This is a genomic window from Gemmatimonadota bacterium (assembly GCA_016704275.1).
Classification (GTDB): domain Bacteria; phylum Gemmatimonadota; class Gemmatimonadetes; order Gemmatimonadales; family GWC2-71-9; genus Palsa-1233.
The window spans coordinates 141,999-163,458 of the sequence record JADJAK010000005.1 but is presented as its reverse complement, the minus strand read 5'-3'; the positions used below and the strand labels follow the sequence as shown (position 1 = coordinate 163,458).

Annotated in this window: 18 protein-coding genes and 1 tRNA gene; 5 read left to right on the top strand and 14 right to left on the bottom strand. The window is 69.0% G+C overall.

All coding sequences use genetic code 11. From position 1 onward, the window contains the following. Positions 1-155 precede the first annotated feature (155 nt). On the top strand, positions 156-803 hold the full coding sequence (locus IPG05_11455; protein ID MBK6495694.1) for a hypothetical protein: 648 nt from the start codon (positions 156-158) through the stop codon (positions 801-803). Between the two features lie 15 nt (positions 804-818). Here IPG05_11455 and IPG05_11450 read toward each other — a convergent pair whose 3' ends face one another. Then, the gene (locus IPG05_11450; protein MBK6495693.1) at positions 819-3,971 is read right to left on the bottom strand and encodes a protein kinase; all 3,153 of its coding nucleotides are present in this window, start codon (positions 3,969-3,971) and stop codon (positions 819-821) included. A 142-nt stretch (positions 3,972-4,113) separates the two neighbouring features. Here IPG05_11450 and IPG05_11445 point away from each other — a divergent pair, with 142 nt between their 5' ends. After that, positions 4,114-6,075: a hypothetical protein gene (locus IPG05_11445; protein ID MBK6495692.1), complete on the top strand. Its 1,962-nt coding sequence runs from the start codon at positions 4,114-4,116 to the stop codon at positions 6,073-6,075. Next, entirely contained in the window at positions 6,072-6,665 is a 594-nt protein-coding gene (locus tag IPG05_11440) for a hypothetical protein (protein ID MBK6495691.1), read from the top strand. Before IPG05_11445 ends, IPG05_11440 begins: the two co-directional genes overlap by 4 nt. A 31-nt stretch (positions 6,666-6,696) precedes the next feature. Here IPG05_11440 and IPG05_11435 read toward each other — a convergent pair whose 3' ends face one another. The 6 genes from IPG05_11435 to IPG05_11410 all read right to left on the bottom strand — a co-directional run bounded on the left by IPG05_11435 (position 6,697) and on the right by IPG05_11410 (position 15,489). After that, positions 6,697-7,782, bottom strand: coding sequence for a hypothetical protein (locus IPG05_11435; GenBank protein MBK6495690.1), 1,086 nt, complete (start codon positions 7,780-7,782; stop codon positions 6,697-6,699). 182 nt (positions 7,783-7,964) lie between these two features. Then, positions 7,965-8,615: a hypothetical protein gene (locus IPG05_11430; protein MBK6495689.1), complete on the bottom strand. Its 651-nt coding sequence runs from the start codon at positions 8,613-8,615 to the stop codon at positions 7,965-7,967. A gap of 2 nt (positions 8,616-8,617) precedes the next feature. Next, the gene (locus tag IPG05_11425) at positions 8,618-9,805 is read right to left on the bottom strand and encodes a hypothetical protein (GenBank protein ID MBK6495688.1); all 1,188 of its coding nucleotides are present in this window, start codon (positions 9,803-9,805) and stop codon (positions 8,618-8,620) included. Positions 9,806-11,029: 1,224 nt separating this feature from the next. Continuing rightward, entirely contained in the window at positions 11,030-11,941 is a 912-nt protein-coding gene (locus tag IPG05_11420; GenBank protein MBK6495687.1) for a hypothetical protein, read from the bottom strand. Positions 11,942-12,021: 80 nt separating this feature from the next. After that, on the bottom strand, positions 12,022-14,268 hold the full coding sequence (locus IPG05_11415) for a TonB-dependent receptor plug domain-containing protein (GenBank protein ID MBK6495686.1): 2,247 nt from the start codon (positions 14,266-14,268) through the stop codon (positions 12,022-12,024). Positions 14,269-14,373: 105 nt separating this feature from the next. Further along, positions 14,374-15,489: a PAS domain-containing sensor histidine kinase gene (locus IPG05_11410; GenBank protein ID MBK6495685.1), complete on the bottom strand. Its 1,116-nt coding sequence runs from the start codon at positions 15,487-15,489 to the stop codon at positions 14,374-14,376. 157 nt (positions 15,490-15,646) lie between these two features. Here IPG05_11410 and IPG05_11405 point away from each other — a divergent pair. Further along, positions 15,647-15,720 (top strand) — tRNA-Met (locus IPG05_11405). 346 nt (positions 15,721-16,066) lie between these two features. Here IPG05_11405 and eno read toward each other — a convergent pair. The 3 genes from eno to IPG05_11390 all read right to left on the bottom strand — a co-directional run bounded on the left by eno (position 16,067) and on the right by IPG05_11390 (position 18,110). Then, on the bottom strand, positions 16,067-17,347 hold the full coding sequence (eno, locus tag IPG05_11400) for a phosphopyruvate hydratase (protein MBK6495684.1): 1,281 nt from the start codon (positions 17,345-17,347) through the stop codon (positions 16,067-16,069). 81 nt (positions 17,348-17,428) lie between these two features. Next, positions 17,429-17,584, bottom strand: a complete 156-nt coding sequence (locus IPG05_11395; protein ID MBK6495683.1) for a hypothetical protein — start codon at positions 17,582-17,584, stop codon at positions 17,429-17,431. Then, the gene (locus IPG05_11390) at positions 17,556-18,110 is read right to left on the bottom strand and encodes a hypothetical protein (GenBank protein ID MBK6495682.1); all 555 of its coding nucleotides are present in this window, start codon (positions 18,108-18,110) and stop codon (positions 17,556-17,558) included. The genes IPG05_11395 and IPG05_11390 overlap by 29 nt, the downstream gene beginning before the upstream one ends. Before the next feature lie 65 nt (positions 18,111-18,175). Here IPG05_11390 and IPG05_11385 point away from each other — a divergent pair, with 65 nt between their 5' ends. Next, on the top strand, positions 18,176-18,340 hold the full coding sequence (locus IPG05_11385) for a hypothetical protein (protein ID MBK6495681.1): 165 nt from the start codon (positions 18,176-18,178) through the stop codon (positions 18,338-18,340). A gap of 43 nt (positions 18,341-18,383) precedes the next feature. Here the strand turns inward: IPG05_11385 and IPG05_11380 are convergent, their stop codons facing one another. The 4 genes from IPG05_11380 to IPG05_11365 form a co-directional block, all read right to left on the bottom strand. Further along, complete coding sequence (locus IPG05_11380; GenBank protein ID MBK6495680.1) at positions 18,384-18,653, bottom strand: hypothetical protein; 270 nt, start codon at positions 18,651-18,653, stop codon at positions 18,384-18,386. A gap of 112 nt (positions 18,654-18,765) precedes the next feature. Beyond that, the gene (locus IPG05_11375; GenBank protein MBK6495679.1) at positions 18,766-19,701 is read right to left on the bottom strand and encodes a hypothetical protein; all 936 of its coding nucleotides are present in this window, start codon (positions 19,699-19,701) and stop codon (positions 18,766-18,768) included. Between the two features lie 53 nt (positions 19,702-19,754). After that, complete coding sequence (locus tag IPG05_11370) at positions 19,755-20,207, bottom strand: hypothetical protein (protein ID MBK6495678.1); 453 nt, start codon at positions 20,205-20,207, stop codon at positions 19,755-19,757. Further along, positions 20,180-21,169, bottom strand: coding sequence for a hypothetical protein (locus IPG05_11365; GenBank protein MBK6495677.1), 990 nt, complete (start codon positions 21,167-21,169; stop codon positions 20,180-20,182). The genes IPG05_11370 and IPG05_11365 overlap by 28 nt, the downstream gene beginning before the upstream one ends. Between the last annotated feature and the right edge of the window lie 291 nt (positions 21,170-21,460).

Below are 21,460 nucleotides of genomic sequence, written 5' to 3'. Positions count from 1 at the left end.
GGTGACTGGGGGGCAGGACGAAAGGCAGCGGAACAAATACTTACCCCGAGATACGCCGGAAAGGATCCCTTGGTTGCAGCCCCGGAGTGCAACCAACCGGAGAATCCGTCGTATGTTTGGAACCACCCCCCCAATTCGCCCCACTGGAGCCCATCATGACCCGTCGCGCGGCCTGTTCCGCTGTCCTGTTCCTGACATTGGCGCCCCTGGCCCTGACCGCCCAGGTGACCCCGCCGCCGGGCTGGAGCTGGCATCACGACGTCCGCGGTGTCTCGCCAGACTCGGCGGGGTGGGCCTTCACCTCGATGGCGCCGGGGTTCCACCTCACCACCACCACCTCGGGGGCGAATCTCTTTCCAACCGACCAGCGAATCGTCGGTCGCCGCGGCGCAGAGGCGAAGGTGATCCTCTTCCCGGGCACGGGAGGCGGCGCCTATGGCCTCGGCGTGATCGATCTTGACGCGCCCGATTCGTGGGTGGGCGTGTTGGTGCGCCGGAACGGGTCGGTGGCCGTGGCTCGCGTGCAGCGCGGGATGGAACAGCCGGCCTCGTGGGCGCCCGCCGAGGCGGTGGTCAAGCCGGACTCGAACGGCTATGCGACCAACCTGCTCCGGATCGCGATCGGTACCGACGAGGTGGTCTTCCTGGCCAACGGCAAATCGATCGGCTCGATGCCGCGCACGTCGCTCCCGAACCGTCCCGCGATCGCCTTCCGCATGGGGCCGGCGCTGAACATGCACGTCACCACCTTCGACATGATCACGCCGATGGCGCCGGTGCCGGCGGTGAAGAAGACGCCGTAGGCTCCGGCACCGGATTCACCCCGATTCGCCCTGCAGCTTCGCCATCCGCTGACGGACCTCGCGGACGCGCACCTGCAGGGCCGGGTCTGCCTTGGCCCACTGCTCGGTAAACTGGCCATAGCGCTCGAGCGCCTTGGCCCGATTGCCCTTGGCCTCGTACAACTCCCCGAGGTACTGCAGCACCGGCGCACGCCACTGCATGTCCAGTTCACCCGTCGCATCCCGCGCTGCGAGGAATTGCTCGAAGGCGGCGATTGCCGAGTCGGCGCGACCCAGCTCGCGATAGGCCAAGCCGCGCACCAGGGCCGCCATCCGCGGGCGGGTCGAGAAGCGCTGCTCCGAGAAAGTGAAGTCGCGGATCGCGTCCTCGTAGCGACCCTCCGCAAAGGCCACCGCTCCGGTAAAGCTCGCCCGGACGCCCTGCGAGTCTGCGGCCAGCGGAATGAGGTCGCGATCCGCCCCGGCGAGCGCCTCACGCGCCCACTTCGGTTCCTTCGCGATCACGCCGAAGTTGCGCAGGTTGTACCAGGGCCGCTCGCTCGGGGCGAGTGACGCAGGCGGCACGCGGGCCAGCGCACGCTGCACCGTCGCGGTGCCTGCGGCCTTGCTGACATACATGAGCTCGAAGTACACGCTGTCCATAGCAATGCCGAGCAGGTTGGCGGGCGTGGGCTGGGCCCGATACAGCGCCTCGGAACTCTTGGCCTGCCACTCCCGTGCCTGGCCGAGCCGACCGCCGTACTCGCTGAGGCCGGCGACGCCGCTGGTCGCGCGGACCGTCTGGCGCAGCGACTTGGGCGCGGCCGCCACCGCACGACTGATCGATTCGGCGCGGACGATGTTCCCCTTGGCCCACGCCGTGTACCACTCGGCTTCCCAGAGCCCGGCGTTGCCGGGGAATCGCTCGCGATACTGCTGCACCGTGGAATCCAGCGATGCGATGCGCCCGTTGGCGATCTGTTCGGTCAGCAGGTTGGTGTAGGCACCCCCGAAGGTGTGCTTGAGCTTGACCACGCGGCGATACAGCGACTCCGCGGCCTCGTGGTCGCCCATCTCCCCGAGCACGACGGCGGCATTGTTGATCGCGGACGTACTGGTGGAATCGATGACTGCCGCGGCCCGGTACGCGGCGATCGCCTTCTGACGATCGGGCGTCGGCCCCCGGGTGTAGTAGAACCCCTCGGTCAGCTGCCGTTCCATCTCGGTCAGCCGTTCCCGGTGCCGGTAGGCGGTGCTGATCGCGGCGATCATCCGGGGCCGATCCTGATCCTCGTTGTTGAGCAGGACCGAAATCTTGCGCCACGCCATCGCGAACGACGTGTCCAGCTGCACCGCTTCCTCGAGCAGCGCGAGGCCGCGCTCACTGTCGTTCTCCTCGTCGGCGATGCGCGACCCCTCGACATACTTGCGCAGCGCGGCGAGCGACGGCGTGGTCACGCGCTCCAATTCGTTGCTGGCCCGGATGGTCTTCATCGACTCACCGGCCTTGGTGCGGACCTGCTTGGAGAGCTTGCCGATCGCCGCGAGGAGGGCGTCCTGACTGGACGCCTCTTCGCGGAAGAGCGCGAGGTCCTTGCCATCGAGCGCCGTCACCAGTCGGGCGGAGACGATGTAACTGGAGCCAAGTTGCTCAATGCTGCCATCGAGCACGGCTTTGGCGCCTTCCCGGGTGGCGATCTCGCGCGCCAGATCGAAGCGGAGCGCGCTTTCGATCGGCTTCTGCATCATCGTGAGCGCTTCACGAATCACTGAACGGGTCAGCACGCGCAGCGACGTCGACTGCGCCAAGTCGGTCCGCAACGCCTCGGCCACCGTCGCGCCCAGCGTCGAGTCGCTCGGCGGCGAGGTGAAGTCGGCCACCATGAGCGTCTCGCGCTCGCCGAAGGCGCCCTGCCCTTGCAGCGAGGCCATCGGCCCGATGCCGAGTGCCCGCATCACCATGAAGGCGATCACGAGCGCGGCGAAGCCACCGACCGCGATCCCGCCACCGAGCCACGCCCGCCGCCAGGTCAGGTGGGGTGAGGCCTTGATGGCCAGCGTCGCCATGGTGCCCTGCGGCACCACGGTGCCGGGAGTCGCGGTGAAGGCCCGGTAGGTGGTGCGCTGCGCGAACGCGGTGAAGGCGATGACCGGGAGGCCGGCCAGCATGATCGCGACCGAGCCGGGGAGCACCCATTCTGGCAGGCCAATCGCCAGCGTGGCGGCCCAGGCGGTCAACGCGACGATTGCCGTCGCCGCTGCCCAGAGCGCGGTGGCACGACCGAGTCGGATACGGCCACCCTGCAGGATGGCGGGCGTTGAAGCGCCGGTGCCACTGGTCGTGACGGTGTCGAGGACCCGCGCCACAGCACGAGCCTCCTGCGGCCGACCTTCCGGCTCCTTGGCGAGGCAGGCCATGACCACGGCGGCGAGCGCCGGAGGACAATCGGGGCGGACACTCAACAGGTCGCGGGGCGCCTCGCTCATGTGCGCCGCGAGCAGCTTCGAGGGCGAATTGGCCTGGAACGGCGGCTGACCGGCGATCAACTCATAGGCCATCACGCCGAACGCGTAGAGATCGGCGCGATGGTCGGTGTCGGGATCGCCGAGCGCCTGCTCCGGCGCCATGTAGGCGGGCGTGCCAATCGACATCCCCGCCTGGGTCAGCGTGGCGTTGGCATCGCCCTGCGTCGTGCGGGCGGCGTTGATCGCCTTCGCGATGCCGAAGTCGGTAACGGTCGCGCTGCCGCTGGAGAGGAGGACGTTGTCGGGCTTGATGTCCCGATGGACAATGCCGTTGCCATGCGCGTACGCCAGCGCGCGCGCCACGTCGCGCAGAATCGACACCGCCTCGGCGAGGGGCACGGGTCCCTTCGCGAGCCGGTGCCGCAGCGAGTCGCCATCGACGTACGGCATCGTGAACCAGGGGACGCCATCGGTGTCGCCGGCGGTGAGGACCGGGACGACGTGCGGATGTTGCAGCTGGGCGGCGAGGAGGACTTCGCGGCGAAAACGCTCGACCGAAATTCCGGCGAGGAGTTCCGGCGCGAGCACCTTGACCACGACACGGCGATTGAGGGCGTCCTCGCGCACCAGGTAGGTGCGTGACATCCCGCCGCCGCCGAGTTCACGCTCGAAGGTGTACTGACCTGCCAGCGCGTTCTCCAGCTTGGCGCGGAGCGCATCCATCCGGGGGCTCGATTGTTGGGGGAACCGGGGAAAGGTGGGAGGGGGTGCCCCGATGGGCAAGGTTGCGGGGTCGGTCGTGAGAACCCATTCTTGGGGCATAGCATGCCCGCCCCGGCCACGCCCAATCCCTGCAGCTCAAGAGGTGCCGCTCGTGCGCCTGCTCACCTCCGGCCTCCTCGTCGCCGCCCTCGCGGTGTCCCTCCCCGGCGCCGCGTCCTCCTGGGCCGCTTCTGCGCCGCCCGCCGCGCGTTCCACATTCCGGCTCTTTCCGGACCCGCAGCTCTTCTTCGGCGCCAATCGCGTCGGCATGCAGCTCCGGAACACCGGGGAGTTTCTCCAAGGGACGCAGGCAGCGGGAGTATGGCCGAGGGGCACGTCCAACACCTATCTCTTCGCGGGCGGACTACAGTTCGCGGGGCTGATCCGCGGCACCAAGCCCGCGAATCCCTGGGGCGGTGACACCAGCGGCGCGATGTTCTTTGATGCCTCGGGTACGCGGAAGCACGGCACGGCGCTCACACCGATCTATTCCGGCTCCAATCCCGCCGACGTGGCAAGCTGGCCTGACCTGGCGTTGGTGCCGAGCGGCGATCCGGTCGCCGCGTTCTACGACCCGACGCTCCAGGGGCGCAAGAATGCCTCGGATGCCGATGCCTACTGGATCACCTGGGACGGCGATCCGGTGTTGCTCAGCGGGCGGCCCCATCCCCTCGGGCTGGTCGTCGAGCAGCGCGTCCTCGGGTGGAACTATCCGAGCGGCAACGCGGACATCATCTATCTGGTGGCGACCTACTACAACGTCTCCTCGCTCCGCGCCGCAGACTACGCCCAGCACCGCCCTGCCATGCGCACCTTCCTGATGCAGAAGGCGCAGGACTTCCACGCGCTCAACAACGCTCGCTTCGGCATCACGCTGCCCGAGGCGGGGTACGCCATCGACGAGCTCTACGCGGGCTGGCGGAGCGACCCCGACATCGGCACCGCGGGTGGCAACTTTGCCTCGGTCAACCTGCCGTTCGCCCTCGGCTTCTCCTGGAACGCGAAGTTTCCCCAGCTGGCCACCTGGCGGTACGATCCGGAGCTCTTCGGCTCGCCCTTCTTCCCCGGCACCGGGCTCCTCGGCATCGCCTTCCTCGGCACCGCGACCGGCCCTGCGGCGATCTGGCAGTACTCGAACACCTGCGGGAGCTCCGTCTGCCCGACGGACCCGAGCAGCGTGAGCCGACTCTGGCGGCAGTTTGCAGGGCACTTCGATGTCGCACTGGGAGACCCTTCGTGTAGCATCCCTGGCCCCCTCAGCCTCTCCCATGTCTGCTTTGTTCATCAATCGGGCGTGGATGTTCGCGACTACCAGTCCGCCGCCGGCCACACGCTGCTCCCCGGTGCGAGTGCGACGATCGTGGTGGCGCTGGTGCATGCGGCCCCGGTCGCCATCCCCGGCTTCACCGCAACGACCGCCACGAACGTCCGGCCTGGGCAGCCGCTGTGGATCGCCTCGGTCGACTCGATCGCGAAGTACGGTGGCGTCAACCAGATCGATTCGATCGCCGGCTTCCTCGGCTTCACCGACAACGGCGACCGTATCCCGCAGGCGCGGGAGTTCAACCTCGTGCCTCGCTCATTGCTGGCGAAGACGCGACTCGCACAGCAGATCTTCGGCAACAAGTTCCTGCTGCCCTCGGCGCCGGCCGCGCCAACGTTCACCGTGACGACGGCGAATGGCACGGTCACGGTTTCGTGGCAGCCATCGGGCACCGAGCAGAGTGGCGACCCGTACTTCGCCGCCGCCTCGACCGCCAACCGCGCCGGTGCCAACGACCCGAACGCGATGTACGATCCGAACTTCCGCCGCCTCGATGTCGAAGGGTACCGACTGTACCGTGGCCGGACCGATGACCCGGCCACGCTGGAACTCGTGGCCCAGTGGGACTACGCGGGGACGTCGTTCACCGACTTCGGCGGCAACGTGGTCGAGGTGGACTCCTGCCGCAGACGCCGGACTGTGCACCTGAGCTCGGGCGCGGAACACCGCCACAGTGCCGGGCGGTTTTCTCGCCGATCACGCCCGGTGTCACTGCCACAGGATCGGTCGCGTACCCGTTGAATGGCACGCTGGTGCAGGTGGACTACGGCGGCCGCACGCTCCTGGCGTCGGGAAACGTGCTGATGCTGCAGGGTCAGGTGGACACCGCGCTCACGACGCGCGGCTTCCCGGCGCTTCGCGACAGCGGCGTTCCCTTCACCTATGTCGACCAGGATGTTCGCAGCGGCGTCCGGTACTTCTACACGGTCACCGCCTTCGACATCAATTCGATTCGCTCGGGACCGAGTTCCATGGAATCGCCGAAGGTCCTCACGTCAGTGACGGTGACTGGCACGACCGGCCCGAGCGGCTCCGATCCGCTCGCCCAGGTGCATCCGGTGCCGGACCCGTACTACGTAGCCTCCAGCGCCTCGGCGGGCGCCAACAGCGAAGTCACCTTCGTGAACCTCCCCGTCGGGGCGCGCCTTCGGATCTACTCGACCTCCAGCAGGCTGATCCGCGTGCTTGATCCCCCGGCGGGCTTCGCCGGTGGCAGCGTGATGTGGGACCTTCGTGATCGCGGCAACACGCTCGTCGCCTCGGGGGTGTACTTCTATCACGTCGAGGCCGGCGGGCGGAGCCGGATCGGTCGGATGACGATCGTCCGCTAGGCGCGGCGCCAGACCGGACGGCGTCCACCGATCAGCGGAAGATCAGCACCGCGAACACCAGCACCACCGCCACCGCGACAAACCACCAGATCCACTCCCCCCCGCTCTTCGCCTCGATCGGGGGCCGCGGGGGGAGTGGAATCAACCGTGCCGCCTGCTGCTGCCGAACGAGCTCATCGCGCAACTCGGCCACGTTGTCGAACGGTTTCGCCTCTTCCGGATCCAGCGCTCGCTGAATCAGGGCCGCAAGCGGCGCCGTCGGCGCTCCCTGACTCGCTGTCAACACGTCGCGCAGGATGGTGCCGAGCGCCATCAGCTCGGCGCGCGCGTCCCCGGCGGCGAACGGGAGCGTGACCCCGCGCGACGTCACCTCGCGGAGCACCATCCCCGCGTCGCGCCCCTGGGTCAGTGCGTCGCTCAGCCGCGCCATCAGGGCGACGACGTCGCCGGAGCTCGTCAACCCGAGGCGGGCCGGGACATCGCCATCGAGCAGCTGACGAAGCGCATACCCGATGCGCCCGTCGGGAAGCGGCCCCGCACTGGCCACCGTGACCACGTCGGGAAACTCCATCGCTGCGAGCAACTGCGCCGAGCGAGTCAGTTCGACCGTGCCCCCGCGCGCGGGAACGGGAATGGTCTGTTGCAGCTTGAGGAGATCGCTGCGCAGCTCGGTGACCGATTGATACCGGTCGGGCGCCTCGGCGTCGAGGGCCCGCCTGATGATGGTCTCGACAACCGGCGGGAGTTGCGCCGTTCCCTTCGGCAGCATGCTGCGCAGCAACGTCCCGAGCCCGGCCACCTCCGCACGGCTGGCCGCGATCGGTGCGCCATCGACCGTCACCTCGTGCAGCACCATCCCGGCCGCCTTCCCCTGGACCAGGAGGTCGGCCACGCGCGCGACGAGTTGCACCGCCTCGCCGATCCGCGCCGCGCCGGTGCTCGGCAGGGCGCGCGCCTCGGGGAGGATGCGCAGATCGTAGCCGGTCTTCCCATCGGGGAGCGGTTCGACGTTCACCACGCGCACGACACCGGAGTGATCGAGCATCGCGAGCAGCTCGGCGACGCGGGCCGAGAGCGCCGCGGCGGCGGGCGACACGGCCGCGCCGGCGACGTTCACCCCTGGCGGGGCGAGGTCGGCGGCGGGAGGGGTCGGGCGCGAGATCGGTGAGGTCGTGGGGTGCTCCGGGCGCGTGGGGCCTGCTAGCGACTCCAACGATAGATGTGTCGCTCGAAGAATGCGTCGGTCGGGGCGAAGCTGGGCATCGAGGCGGGATGATGACAGCCTGGTGCGGGCGAGGACTAGTAGAGCGCCCGCGGCCCGGAGGGGAGCGCGTTGGCCATCTTGAGCAACGCCAGCCCCGCACTCCAGAGCTCGTGCCCTTCCTGCGCGTTCGGCGACCACCGCTGCACGAAGCTGTAGCCGTTGGCATCCACGCGCTCGAAGCGCCAGTCGGAGCCATCGAGTCCACCAGGCGTGCGCGACTTGACCTGCCAGAGCCCCAGGCGCTCGAGGGTGGTCCGCATCGCCTTGCAGTCGCCCGCGAGCAGCGGCACGGAGTCCTGCCGGATGATCTTGCCGGGAGTGGTCGCAGCGGCCTCTGACAGACCGGCGCTATCCGGCGTCCTCAGAGAAATGGTCTCCTCCGGCTTCATCTCGGTGGTTATGACCGCGCATTGCTTCGGCTCCATGACGAATCGGACCGCCACGTAGGGATGAAACGACCGCGCCCACACAAAGCGGATCACCGTCGTGCCGGGGCGGAGCTTGGCCCCGACCAGGGGCGGCTCGCCCATCTGCCGAACCGCAGTGGTGACGTAGTCGAAGGAATCCGGCAGTTGTGAATACGCGGCGCGACTGGTGTCGGCCGAGTACACCACTGCGGGGCCCTCGGGGCGCGAGGTGCAGGCGGCGGCGCCGATGGTGAGCAGGAGCAGGCTACTCGTCGGCACTTTCACCGTCGCAGCCGGTGGATCCGCAGCACGACCACGTCATCCTCGCCCTTGTGCCGCAGCAGGACGCGGTCCTCGCCGACAGCCACGATCTCCGATGACGGCGGGAGGAACGCGCGCCCGAGAAGCCGCCCAGCCGTGTCGAGCGCTGTCATGCCAATCGCGGGATCGCCCGGCACCTTCTGGTCGACGAGCCAGAGCGTGCCCCGCGGGGCGACGTATTCCCTCCCGAAGGGGGCGACGACCTCGGCCATCGGGGTGCTTCGCGCATTGAATTCCGCTTCCTCAGGCGTTTCCATGGGTGTCCTGCCCGCCGCGATCACGCGCTCGCTCCTCCGGCGTCGTTCTGCGGCCACGCTGTCGAGCAACGCAGGGGTCGAGTGGCGCGCACCGTCGACGACGCGAATGACCGACCGCTGCCCCCCCGCGACGGGGGGCGTGAGGACGAGTTCCCAGCGATGATTGTCATACAGGGCCACCTTCCCACCCCACGCGAATCCTCGCCCGGGATTGGTGAATTCTGGAATCACCACGCCCCGCTCCTCGCGGCCCCGCATCTTCGTGACAACCCGCACCGCCTTCAGCGATGTGAGAAACCCAACCGAATCCCGCCGCGGCGGTGCCGCGAACGGGTCGACATGGAGGACCGGCACCCCACGCTCGAGGCCAAAGGCAGGCGCACCCATCCCCACGATGACCCAGGACGATGGGCTGGCCACCCAGCTCCCGTCAGGAAGACCTCCATTCAAGGCATACGCGTTCCCGCCGAGGGATCTCTCGAAAGGTGCCTGACGGACCACGCCACCCGTTGGGTGGAGAATCGTCACGCGGGCCGTCGACACATCGGTGACCGCCAGGGTGTCATCGACGCCGCGCGCGACGCCGCTCTCCACCTCCTCGAACTCTCCCGGCCCCTCACCCCGACGACCGATGACGCGCTGCAAGGCGCCGACCGAGTCGACGATCCAGACACCAGCCCGCATCGGGTCAAAGAAGGCGAAGCCGCCGTCGGAGAGCGCGACGCCAGCAAAGACGCGCGAGAGATCGTCCGAGGTGGAGTCACCGCGAACTTCGGCGAACGGCACCGAATCAAACGCGATGAGCGGTGCGCGTTCCAGCGCGCCGGCAGGATGCTCGAGGATGGTGACGCCGCGCGAGGCCCCGAGAAGGCTGCCGTCGCGTTCCCTCATAGGCCTCGAGGACGGCGTCGACGTAGCGTTCGATGCCCCCGGTCGGCACCAGCTTCTCTACAGGAGATTCCCCGGCGACCGGGTGCGGCGGCGCCGCTTCGGATCGGCCTTCCGTTGGCATCGGCGACGCGATACACCGCGAGCACTTCACCGGTCGGGGTGACACCGGATCAACCATCACCGTGGCGCGGCGTCCGCAGTTCGCCGAGCCGCTGTGACATCTCCTCGATCTCGGCATGGGTGAAGGGCTGCAACCGGGTCGGCGAACGTTAGATGTCCCGGACCACCGTCCCGTCGGCGCCACCTTTTGCCAGCGATGGCGGTAGTACGTCGCCCCGGCCCAGCAGCCGCCGGAGGCGCTGGCGCCCCAGGCCGGGTAGTGTCGCCGATGGTACGCCCCCCCTGCCGCGGCACCACAATCTAGGTCGGTACCGGACCGAACCGCGTCGGTCAACTGCGCCTTCGGCGTCAGTAGCGCGAACCTCCGTTCCTTCGGCGTTCGGGATGTTGACGACGCCCGGCCGTCCGTGAGGACGACGTGTTCAAAAACGCCTGGGTGCCCTGCGGCAGTGGATCACTGCGCCCACGACCGACTTCACCGAGATCGTCGTCGACCCGGCCGACGGCCCAGCAGACTCATTGAGTCCCCACGAGCACGGGACGACGCGAGGACGCGATACTCACCCGGGCCGTCTCCCAGCGTGCCGATCGCCCGAGCAGCCTCCCAGCGATCGTATCGGAGGATTGGCGCTTCGCCATGGATGTCGGACACGCGGCGTCCCGCCGTCGCGCAGGGCACGGAGTTCGCGTGCTCCGGGATGCCAGCTCCTTGTCCGGTCGCCTTGCCGATGACGGCGACCTTCTCGAGCGTGACCGTGCAGGTTGGGCAGGTGCCGGGTTCGAGGCGAATAAGCGTGGGCGGCTGCTGGGCGGTGGCCGAGGGGGTGAAGGCAACGCGCAGGCAATGGCGGTCGGGCGAATCAGCATGAGGGCCTCGAGGGTCTGGTGCTGTTGGCGCGGATCATCGCCCGTTCACAATCCGGAATCGGACCACGGTGGGGACATCGTCCTCATCCCGCACGACGGCGTAGAGATGGCTACCGAGCACCACCCGTGTGAACCGCGGGTAGAGCAGGACCGGGATCGACACGCGCGCGGCCAGGGGGCCCCAGCCTGTGAATACACGTCGTATCGCTGGCCCGACGCATCCGCCGTCAGGGACCATCACCCAGACCGATGCTCATCATCTTCCACCACCGACATGATTGCGGGTCGCTTGGTCGGTATCGTACTCGCGTCGACATCCCCCTCCTTTCCACCGGCCTGTACGACCGCCCGGCGGAACTCCGCGATCGCGCTGTCACGGATCGTCGACGGATGGCGGATAGGCGCTGCGCTGCCGGTGATCGCGCGCAGCGTGTCACCCTGGCCGAGCCGCAATTTGAACGCGCGGTAGTTGCCACCAGCACTACACCAGACGGCGCCGTCCGCAGTGATTTCGGAAATGGCCGCAGGCAGCAACGGATACACCATCGGACGATTGGCCACGCGGAGCATCCGAGTCGGTTGGGGGCCGAGCAGCGGGCACGACGGGACGGTGAGCGTATCGAGGACCGTGCCGTCCTTCGAACGTCGCTGCATCGCGATATCGAAATTGGGCGACTGCGGATTGCGAATCACCTGCATGAGCAGGTGCCCGGCGCGATCCACTTGCACAGGGACATGGAGTCGATCGGTGTTCATGATCGGCATGGTACGGAGATAGCTGCCGTCTGCGCCCATCACCGTGACCCGGCTGTTGCCGGGATCATTGATCCAGAGCGTGCCGTCCGACGCGCGCCCCCACGGCATCATCGACCGGAACTCGCCCGGCCCACTGCCCTTCCCACCGGCACTGGTGAGGAAGCGCCCGTCGGGCCCGAAGCGCAGGATGCGCTGCGTGGCTTCCTCCTGCACCAGCACCGCCCCGTCCGGGGCGACGGCCACGCCGAGCACCTTCGTCAGTTCCGCCCGAGGATCGGTCGCGGAGCCATAGCGTGCTTGCTCGACCAGTCGCCAGGCAGCTTGCGCCCGAAGCTGACCGACGCCAAGCAGCAACAGGGAAGCCGTGAGCAGGCCAGGAACGTGGAACAACATTCTCATCTCGATGTCAGGAGGTGGCCCCCGGAGGATCTCTCCTGACCTCGCCCAGCGCAAGCTGGCGCCGCCACCCGCTGCTACCGCGCCACCCGCACCCCCACCCGCAGCGCCCGACCGCTCCCGGGGGTGAAGTGCAGCTCCGTGACTGGCCCGGCTTCGCCACGGAGCCGGGAGGTGGTCGCGAACTGCGCCTCGTTCCACTCCACGTTGAAGAGGTTCTCGACGCCGCCGATCAGGACCCAGCGCCCCAGCGCGAGTTCGGCCGAGAGCTCGGTGATCGTCTGCCCCTCGGCGATCACCTCACCGCGTTCATCGGCGGCGCGGGCGCCGATGTGCCGCACGCGAATGCCGGCGGTGAGGGGGCCGCGGTCCCGGAGGGAGAGCCCGGCCGTCGCGGTCAGCGTCGGAGCAAGTGGGATGCGATCGGCACCTGCCGGCTCATCACGGAAGCGCCCCCGCGCCAGGTTCAGATCGGCGTCGGCCCACAGTCCCGGCGCGAGGCGCACGCGACCCTCCAGGTCGGCGCCAATCCGGCGCGTCCGTCCACTCGCCTCGGTGACTCCTTCGTCGCCCACGAAGACCAGTTCACTCTCGAGCGTGGTTTGCCAGAGCGCCGCCGCCACCGAGCCGCCCGCCCACGTCCGCCGCGCGCCGAGCTCCATGCCCAGCGCACGGGGCAACACCGCGACGGCACGCGGGGCCTGCACCACGTCACGGGCATCGTTGCTGTGGAAGCCCGCGCCCATCTGCGCAGTGATCCGGACGCCCCGCCCCGCGACGGCGTCGAGGGAGAATCGTGGCGATACCACGCCGGTGGTCCGGGTCCCTGCGACGCCCCCCGCCAGCCCGGTGGTCCGATCAACGACCGACTGCCGGAAGACGTCGCCGCGCACGCCAAGCGTGGCATGCACGCGGCTACTTAGCGCCGCCGACTGCGACAGCGCCGTGAAGTAGTTCGATTCCGCAATGGTTGATACCAACCGGTCATCGCGCAACACGCGCCGCGTCTGATTGCGCAGCGCGACGTCGACGCCGTCCACCCGCACTCCCATCAGCAGCGCGAACTGCCCCTCACGCCCGAGGAGCATCGTCGGCCGGGCCATATCGGCCTGCAGGCCACCGATGGTGCGCGACTCGTGCTGGGCGATGCCATCGCCGTTCACCGAGTCGGCCAGGAAGTAGGTGAAGTTCGAGTAGAGCGCGAAGTCCGACCGCACCGCGTAGGCCCGCAGTTGCCACGGCGCATCCGCACCACGCGAGCGGAGCGCGAGCGACACGTCGCCCCGACGCGTGTTGCCCCCTTCGCTGGGGTCGATCGAACCGAAGCGTGAGATGGTGCCCGACGTCACCGCGCGTCGCGGGATCTGGCCCGAGGCATCCCACGTCGCGTCGAAGGCGGAAAGCGTCGCCACGAACTCGGCCGCCGCCGTGATGGGTGCGGTAACCTTGGCAAAGCCGTTGGCCCGTCGGTACCGCTGCGGGGCGAGGAATGGGCCGTCGGTACGTGCCACGGCACCCGCTGCGTAACCACCGAACGCACCCGCTCCGCCGCCGAACGGCACCAGCAGCCGTGCGCTCGTGGCATTGAAGGCACCGGCACGCACCTCGGTGCTGGCGCTCGCCAAACGATCCACCGTCGTGAACGCGACCGCACCGGCCGTCGCGAGGTTGCCATCGCGCACATCGAACGGCCCCTTCCGCACCTGCAGCCCGCCGACCACTTCCGGCAGGAGGAAATGCAGGTCGGCATACCCCTGCCCATGCGCATGGCTGACCATGTTGACCGGTGTCCCATCAACGGAGATGGCGACGTCGGTGCCATGATCGGCATCGAAGCCACGCAGGAAGATCTGCTCGGCCTTGCCGCCCCCGCCGTGCTGCGCAATCACGAGCCCGGGCACCAACCGCAGCAGCTCCTGCGAGGAGTCATGCGGCCGCAACGCACGATCGAGGTCGCGCACCTCCTGCGCGCCACGCTCGGCCACCAGCGGCGACGTCACCGTCGTGATCGGCGAGAGCTGGATGGGTGCCGGACGGAGATGCAGTACCACGGTGGCGGATGCGACACGAACCGAGTCCGGCGCGAAGCCTATCTGCGCCGCGACAAGCCACTCGCCCAGGGTGGTGGTGACGCGAAAGCTCCCCTCACGCGAAACGAGCACCCGCCGCCCCGCCTGCCGCAGGGTGATCGTCGCGCCCGCGAGGAGGGTGGCATTGGCCGCCGACCGGACCGTTCCGGACACAACGAGCGCGCCCTGCGCGCCCAGTACTCCAGGCGCGGCGAGGGTCGAGCACAACAACAGGAGTGGCAGGCTGTGCCGCATTGGGGGGCGTCCTCGGCTGGGTTGCCCGAAGTACGCCGGAGGACGGGAACTGGATTGCTCGGGCGCCGATGACGCTCACGCGAAGGGCGGCATGGGACCCGACGCTTACCCCATCGGCAACCAGAGGAAGAACCGCGTCCCCGCCGCCTTGCTCGACGTGAAGTCGACCCGGCCACCGAGGTAGACCTCCACGAACAGCCGCAGGCTGTAGGTCCCGGTCCCGCGGCCGCTTCCCTTCGTGCTGAAGCTCCGCTGGAAGATCTGCCGCTGGATCTCGGCCGGAATGACGCCTTCGTTCCAGCACCAGAACTCGCAGCCTGTTCCCGCACGCGCGGCGCCGAGTCGGACAGTCGTCCCGGGAAGGGTCGCCTCCAGGGCGTTCCTCAACAGGTTGCCGAGAATGTGCTTCAGGAGGGAGGGATCGGAGCGCAGCATGAACGAGGGGAGGTCGGCCTCGAGCGCGATCTCCTTCCCCATGGCGTCAGGATGGAACTGAAACGCCTCGCGTACCTCGCGCAGCAGGTGGTCCGCCACAACGGGCTCCGGCAGGACGACGAGCTTGCCGAGCTCGGCGTCGATCAGCTGTTGCTGGCCCTTGATCTCCGTGACCAACGCCTGCGACGAGATCGCGAGGTCGTCCTTGATCACGGGGTAGAGGGAGGGTTCCCGTGCGGCCTCCGCCAGGAGCCCGGAGACCCCGGTGGCCATGCTCAGGACATCATGGAACAAGACCCGTTCGAGCATCTCCCGCCGCTTCTCGGCGCTGATATCGGTCAGCACGAGGAGCGCGTACTCGTCGCCCTGCCAGACGAACGGGGAGGCGGTCAGCTGAAGTTCGTAGCAATCGCCTGACTTCGTGGTGATCAGCTGTTCGGTGGTCACTTCCTGACCTCGGAGCGCCGTGGCGGAGGCCTGGAGCTCCCCACAGGTCCGGCACCCCCTGGCGGTCCCACAACCCGAGCCATCGCTTTCCAAGTTCCGGCAGGCAACCATCTCGCCCACCCGCATCCCCTGGACGTCGGTGTGCCCGAGTTTTCCCGCCAGGCGGGTGGCGGCTCGATTGGCGAAGAAAATTTGCCGGTCGCTGTCCAGAATGATGACAGCGGAGGGGATCGCGTTGAGCACCGATTGCATCATGCCGAGATCGGAAGGCTGCGGCTTTGCGTCCTCGAGGAGGTCGGGGAGGAGCGATTCAGGCGGTGCAGCGCAGGTGTTCAGCATGACAACCCTCCGTTTCAGGCGAAACCGCGATCCTGTCACGGAGAGGAAGGGCAATTCGAGCGCCAGCCGGGAGCGGGGGCCGTCGGGCCGAGGGAAGTTCCCTTCGGGGGGGCGGGTTGCTACTTTGGTGTCCCGACCAAGGACACGAGGTCGGCATGGCAGGGTAGCTCAGCTGGTTAGAGCACGGCACTCATAATGCCGGGGTCGCGGGTTCGAGTCCCGCCCCTGCTACTCCACGACAGAGCGACCCGCCGCCCCATTGGGCGGCGGGTCGCTTCGTTTGGTACTCGGGGGTCAGCGGCCCGAATCCCCTCGCTCCAGCCGGATCGACATCTCCCCGGGCCGGATCACCCCCCACTCCTCGCGCGCCACCCGCTCCTGCACGGCGGGCGACGTCTCCAGCGAATCATGGAAGCTCCGGAGCGAATCGACCTGCCGCTGCAGCGACTTCAGCTCGGCTGGAGCGCCTCCTCCTCGCGCCCGAGCGCCCGGGCATCCCCCGCGGTGAACATCCCCCCGCGGAAGCCGAAGATGATCGCGAGGAGCAGCACGCCGAGGGCAAGCCAACGACCCACCGTCACTGCGGATAAAGCTCCGCACCGGGGTAGTGCGCGACCGGCCCCAGCTCCTCGGCGATCCGGAGCAGCTGGTTGTACTTGGCCATCCGGTCGGTGCGCGACGCGCTGCCGGTCTTGATCTGCCCCACGCCTGTGGCGACCGCCAGGTCAGCGATGAAGGTGTCCTCGGTCTCACCCGAACGGTGCGAGATGATGGCACCGAAGGCACTCGACTTCGCCATCTCGATCGCCTGCAGCGTCTCCGTGAGCGTGCCGATCTGGTTGACCTTGATCAGGATCGCATTGGCAGCGCCCTCTTCGATCCCGCGGCCCAGCAATTCCACGTTGGTGCAGAACAGGTCGTCCCCAACAATCTGACAGCGGTCGCCGAGCGCCTCGGTCATCAGCTTCCAGCCGGCCCAATCGCCTTCGGCAAGTCCGTCCTCGATCGAGACGATCGGGTACTTCTTGCACCACCCCTGATAGAGCTCGACCATCTCCGCGGCCGAGCGACGGGAGCCATCGCCCTTCTTGAAGACGTAGCCACCGTCCTGGTAGAGCTCCGACGCCGCAACGTCGAGCGCGATCGCAATGTCGGCCCCGGGACGGTAGCCGGCCTTCTCGATCGCCTCCACCACCGCATCCAGCGCCGCCTCGTTGCTCGGCAGGTCCGGCGCAAAGCCGCCCTCGTCGCCGACGGCCGTCGAGAGCTTCTTGCCGCTCAGCACCTTCTTGAGCGCGTGGAAGACCTCGACGCCCATCCGGAAGCCCTCGCTGAACTCCTCCGCGCCGACCGGCACGATCATGAACTCCTGCGCGTCGACGTTGTTGCTCGCGTGCGCGCCGCCATTGATGATGTTCATCATCGGCACCGGCATCACGCGCGCCATCGGCCCGCCGAGGTAGCGATAGAGCGGCAAGTCCGACTCCATCGCCGCCGCACGCGCCGTTGCCATCGAGACGGCGAGGATCGCGTTCGCGCCGAGCTTCGCCTTGTTGGGCGTGCCGTCGATGTCGGTCATCTCCGCGTCGATCGCGATCTGTTCGAAGACGGAGATTCCCTCAAGCCGCGGCCCGATGATCTCGATCACGTTGCGCACTGCCCCGCGCACTCCCTTGCCGCCGTAGCGCGCCGGGTCGCCATCGCGCAGCTCGACCGCCTCCTTCTCACCGGTCGAGGCACCACTCGGCACCGCGGCGCGGCCGCGGGAACCAGAGGCGGTGATGACTTCGGCCTCGACGGTCGGGTTGCCACGGGAATCGAGGATTTCGCGGGCGGTCACTTCGATGATGGTGCTCATCGGGAATCTCGGACTGGGTAAAGGGGGAAACCAGCATGGAAGGATGGACGGGGCCGCCAGTGGAATCAACGGCGGTGACGCTCAGAGGCGGTGTTGAAAGCCGGTCAGCGCCACCGGGACGCCCCGAAGCGTCGTCTCGACCCCGGCACCGGCCACGACGTCGCCAATCCGCGTCAGGACCACCCCGGCGGCGGGCTCGCACTCCCGGTCAGCCGCAAACCCGGGCGGCATGGTCACCAGCAGCTCGTAATCCTCGCCACCGACCGCGGCAAACGTGGCAAACGGCTCGCCGCGGCGTGGCCACCCGATGGACCGAAGGATGGATCGGGCAACGCTCAAGGGTGAGGCGCAAGGCGACGGCGGAGGCCGCCGCCGGGTGCGCCGCGTCGCCACCGAGCCCGTCACTGATGTCCATCATCGCCGTGGCACCCTGCGCCGCCAGCCACTGCCCCGCCATAATGCGCGGCTGCGGGCGGGCGAATGCCATCCGCGCCGCCGGGCTCGGCGTTTCGCCATCGAACCAATCGAGGAGGGCCGCACGTGCCGCGCCAAGCGCCCCGGTCACGTACACCCCATCGCCCGGCTGCGCCCCGCGACGCGACATCGGCGCGGGACGCGCATGGCCAAAGACCGTGACGGTGAGGGCGAGCGACGGCCCGGACGACAGATCCCCACCAAGTACCCGACACCCCGCCGACTGCGCCGCTTCGCCGACACCCGACATCACCGCGACGAGCCCCGCATCGTCGAGATCGGGCGGCACCACCAACGCGACGGTGATCCCCTGGCGTCGCGGCGGCGGCCGCGAGATCGGAGAGCGCGCTTGCCGTGGATCGCCAGCCGATTTCGGGGAGCGTCAACCACTCGCGCCGGAAGTGCACCGCCTCGACGGAGGCATCGGTCGAGACCACCATGATGCCGGGCCGCGTCGGGATGGCCGCCGTGTCGTCGCCGAGCGCGCCGGCGGACGGCCCCAGTGCGGCAGCGATCTGACGAATCCGATCGAACTCACGTCCGCCACCCAGCGAAATACTCGTCATCGCCCTTGCAACCGCAGGCGCACCAGCCCTTCCGTCGTGCCGATCCAGAGGTAACTCCCCTCGCTGGCGATCGCCGTCACGCCACCGGGGAGGTCGGTCGGTGCATACAGGATGCGCAGCAGCGGTGACATCGGCCGCACGAAGCCGGCCCCGCGGTCACCACCAACCCAGATTCCATCCGACGTGACAGCGAAGGCGGTGAGTCGACCCAATCCGGAAAGCAGTGGCCCCGCGGTCCAGGCGCCGCTCAGCGGATCGCGCCACAACAGTTGATTCGGTCATCGCGACCAACGTGTCCCGCGACGTAGCCGATGCCTCGCACCGGTACGCGCGCCCCACCCAAGCCGGGCGAGCCCCTCGGGCTCGGCGAGTCCAACCTCACCCGGCATCCATGCCCGCAACCCGAACGGCGCCCCCACCCAGAGCGTGTCGCCGCGCGAGAGCACGGGCGTAGGCCGGATCGATGAATCGCATCGCCAGCCGCTCGGCGTGCCATCGTCCTGCACCTCCGCGAGGCCGCGCATCGTGCCCGCCACCATCCGCCCCTGATGCAGCACCGGGCTCAGCGTGCGCGGATCGGGCAAAGCCATTCACCTCGTTCCAGCGGGTGGTCCGTCGGTCGGGAAGCGTGAGCCGCACCACGCCCTGATCGGTCGCCAGCCACAGCGCGCGGTCGAGGCGACGATCCGGCGCGCTGCCGCGAACGGCAGCCCGAACGGCGGTGCGCCGTCGACGCTGGTGCTGTCGAGAGATCGAGCGGCAGGAAGGCCAGCTCGGCAGAGGTGCGCAACTCCGCGTCGGTGGCGACCCAGATGCCGTCAGGCAGCAAGGCGATCGCGCCGACGCTCGTGCCGCGCAGGCCGAGGGCGAGCGGCGGCGCCGAGGCGCCGATCCGGTCGAGCTTGAGCACACGAGATTGCTGGTGCCGAGCAGCCAGGTGGCACCATCAGAGAGCGGTGCGGCCGCGGTGAGCCGACCCTGCTCCAAACCGGGTCCGGTGACGAGTCGCGGCGCGATGGTGCGGAGTTGCGGCACATCGCGCAGCGCGTCGTCGATCGTCGGGGCGATCTGCAGCGAGCGGGACGGTGTGGCAAGCTGCGTCGCGCCACCGATGCGGGCCTGTCGATACCAGCGTCCGTCGATCCTGAACCACGCGCCGCCGATACCGTCCGCCGGGTCGACGCCGATGGCGGTCGGTGTCCCGGGAAGCGGGCCCTCGTCCCACCGCTCGAGCGTCGGGGTGTAGTGGATCCACCCCTGCGCCGTCCCGAGCCAGAGCGACTGATCGGCAGGGTCGAGGATGGCGAGGCGCACGTCGCGCAACATCGCGGGGCGTGGCGGCGTCCGCGGTACCTCCCACCGCTGCGTCAGAGGGCGCCCAGAGTCCTGACGGCCGTCGGGAAGGCGACAAAGACTCGATCAAACGAGGTGGCGATCGCGTTTACCCGGGCGAAGTTGCCGAGCACGACTCGATCCTCTGGTCGGAACGGACTCGCGGGCGATGGCAGCCCCGCCCCACCACCAATCGCGGGCCCACATCCCGCGACGAGCGCGGCAAGCACTGCGATCAGCCGGCGCCTCATTCGCGCCTCGGTGCCGGGAGCTCGAGCAGCACGGGTGCGTGCGGCGTCGATGCGTCGCGGCCCCACCAGCGCCACACATCGGGGAGTGCGGCGATCACATCCATCGGGCGCATCGCGCGCGGTGGTGCGTCGGGCGGCATGATCGGCCGCGTCACCGAGCGCCCAGCCGCAACCGCGGCGGCGTCGAGCGGGTGGTCGAGGTTGGGCCATCATGGTGCCGAGTATCCCCGAGAGCACATCCCCGCTGCCGCCGGTGGCGAGCCCGGATTGCCGGCCGCCACGGTGCGCGTCGGTTGATCATGCTGGGCGATCACCGTCGGCACGCCCTTCAGCAACACGATGCCCGGGACCACCGCGGCGGCCGACTCGGCGGCACCCCACGGATCCGTCTCGAGTGAATGACTGCAGCCGGGAAAGAGGGCGCGGAACTCGCCGAGATGTGGTGTGAGCACCAGCGGCTTCCGCGCCGCGAGCGCGGAGAGTTCAGGCAGCGCATCACGGAGGCGACCAGCGCGTCGGCATCGATCACCGCGCGCGCGCTCTCGCCGAGCACGGCCAGGACGAAGTCGCGACGCTCCGGCGGCGCGTCCCAGTCCGGGGCCGATCACCACGACATCGGCGCTGTGGAGCAGCGCGATCAGCGCATGATCGAGCGGCGCCTCGAACGCATGCTCGAGCACTTGCAGGTCGGGTTCGGCGGTCCGCAACGTGGTCGCCGCCCCGATCGGCGCGACCACGTGCACCAGGCCGCCGCCCGCGCCGAAGGCGGCGCGAGCGGCGAGCCGCGCCGCGCCGGTCATCCCCTCGCTCCCGCCGACGATCACCACCCGGCCGCGCGTGCCCTTGTGACTCCTCGAGGGAAGCTGTGCAAGGCGGCTTGCCGCCCACCCACGCTGCACGAGGGTGGGCCACGACGGATCGGGTGCCGGGAGCCCGATCTCGACCACGACCAGGTCACCCACCTCATCACGCGCGAGCAGATGGCCGCGTCGGGGCGCGCCGAAGGTCACGGTGAGGCGCGCGGGAAGGGCGTCGTAGGAGACGCCGGTCGCGAGGTCGAGGCCCGATGGCCCATCGACCGCGATGATCGGATGCTGCAGGTCGGCGATGCGGCAACAGGTGGTCGATCGGGGCGCGCGGGGCGCCGTGTGCGCCGGTTCCCCAGCACGGCGTCGATGACCACGCCGACGGTTGGCCATGGGCCGTCGGTCGCGACCGTGCGCACGCCGTCGGCAAGCGCCTCGGCCCGCACCGCCTGCGTGAGCACCGCGCGCGCCGGCTCGCTCTCGACCACCCACACGGGGAGTCCAAGTCGATGCAGCAACCGCGCAGCCACCCAGCCGTCGCCCCCGTTGTGCCCCGCCCCGCAGGCGACGAGCACTCCCTGCGCCGCCTGCGGGCCGACGCGCTCAAGCACCAACTGCGCGACGGCACGCCCCGCGCACTCCATGAGGGTGCGAAGCGGTCGGCCACTCGACTCGGCCAATTGA

Bases quoted from the DNA above. Each gene is read 5' to 3' on its own strand.
- eno (MBK6495684.1), bottom strand. From the start codon at position 17,347: ATGAGCACCATCATCGAAGTGACCGCCCGCGAAATCCTCGATTCCCGT.
- IPG05_11410 (MBK6495685.1), bottom strand. From the start codon at position 15,489: ATGCTGAACACCTGCGCTGCACCGCCTGAATCGCTCCTCCCCGACCTC.
- IPG05_11420 (MBK6495687.1), bottom strand. From the start codon at position 11,941: ATGTTGTTCCACGTTCCTGGCCTGCTCACGGCTTCCCTGTTGCTGCTT.
- IPG05_11365 (MBK6495677.1), bottom strand. From the start codon at position 21,169: ATGGCCAACCGTCGGCGTGGTCATCGACGCCGTGCTGGGGAACCGGCG.
- IPG05_11455 (MBK6495694.1), top strand. From the start codon at position 156: ATGACCCGTCGCGCGGCCTGTTCCGCTGTCCTGTTCCTGACATTGGCG.
- IPG05_11415 (MBK6495686.1), bottom strand. From the start codon at position 14,268: ATGCGGCACAGCCTGCCACTCCTGTTGTTGTGCTCGACCCTCGCCGCG.
- IPG05_11450 (MBK6495693.1), bottom strand. From the start codon at position 3,971: ATGGATGCGCTCCGCGCCAAGCTGGAGAACGCGCTGGCAGGTCAGTAC.
- IPG05_11425 (MBK6495688.1), bottom strand. From the start codon at position 9,805: ATGAGGGAACGCGACGGCAGCCTTCTCGGGGCCTCGCGCGGCGTCACC.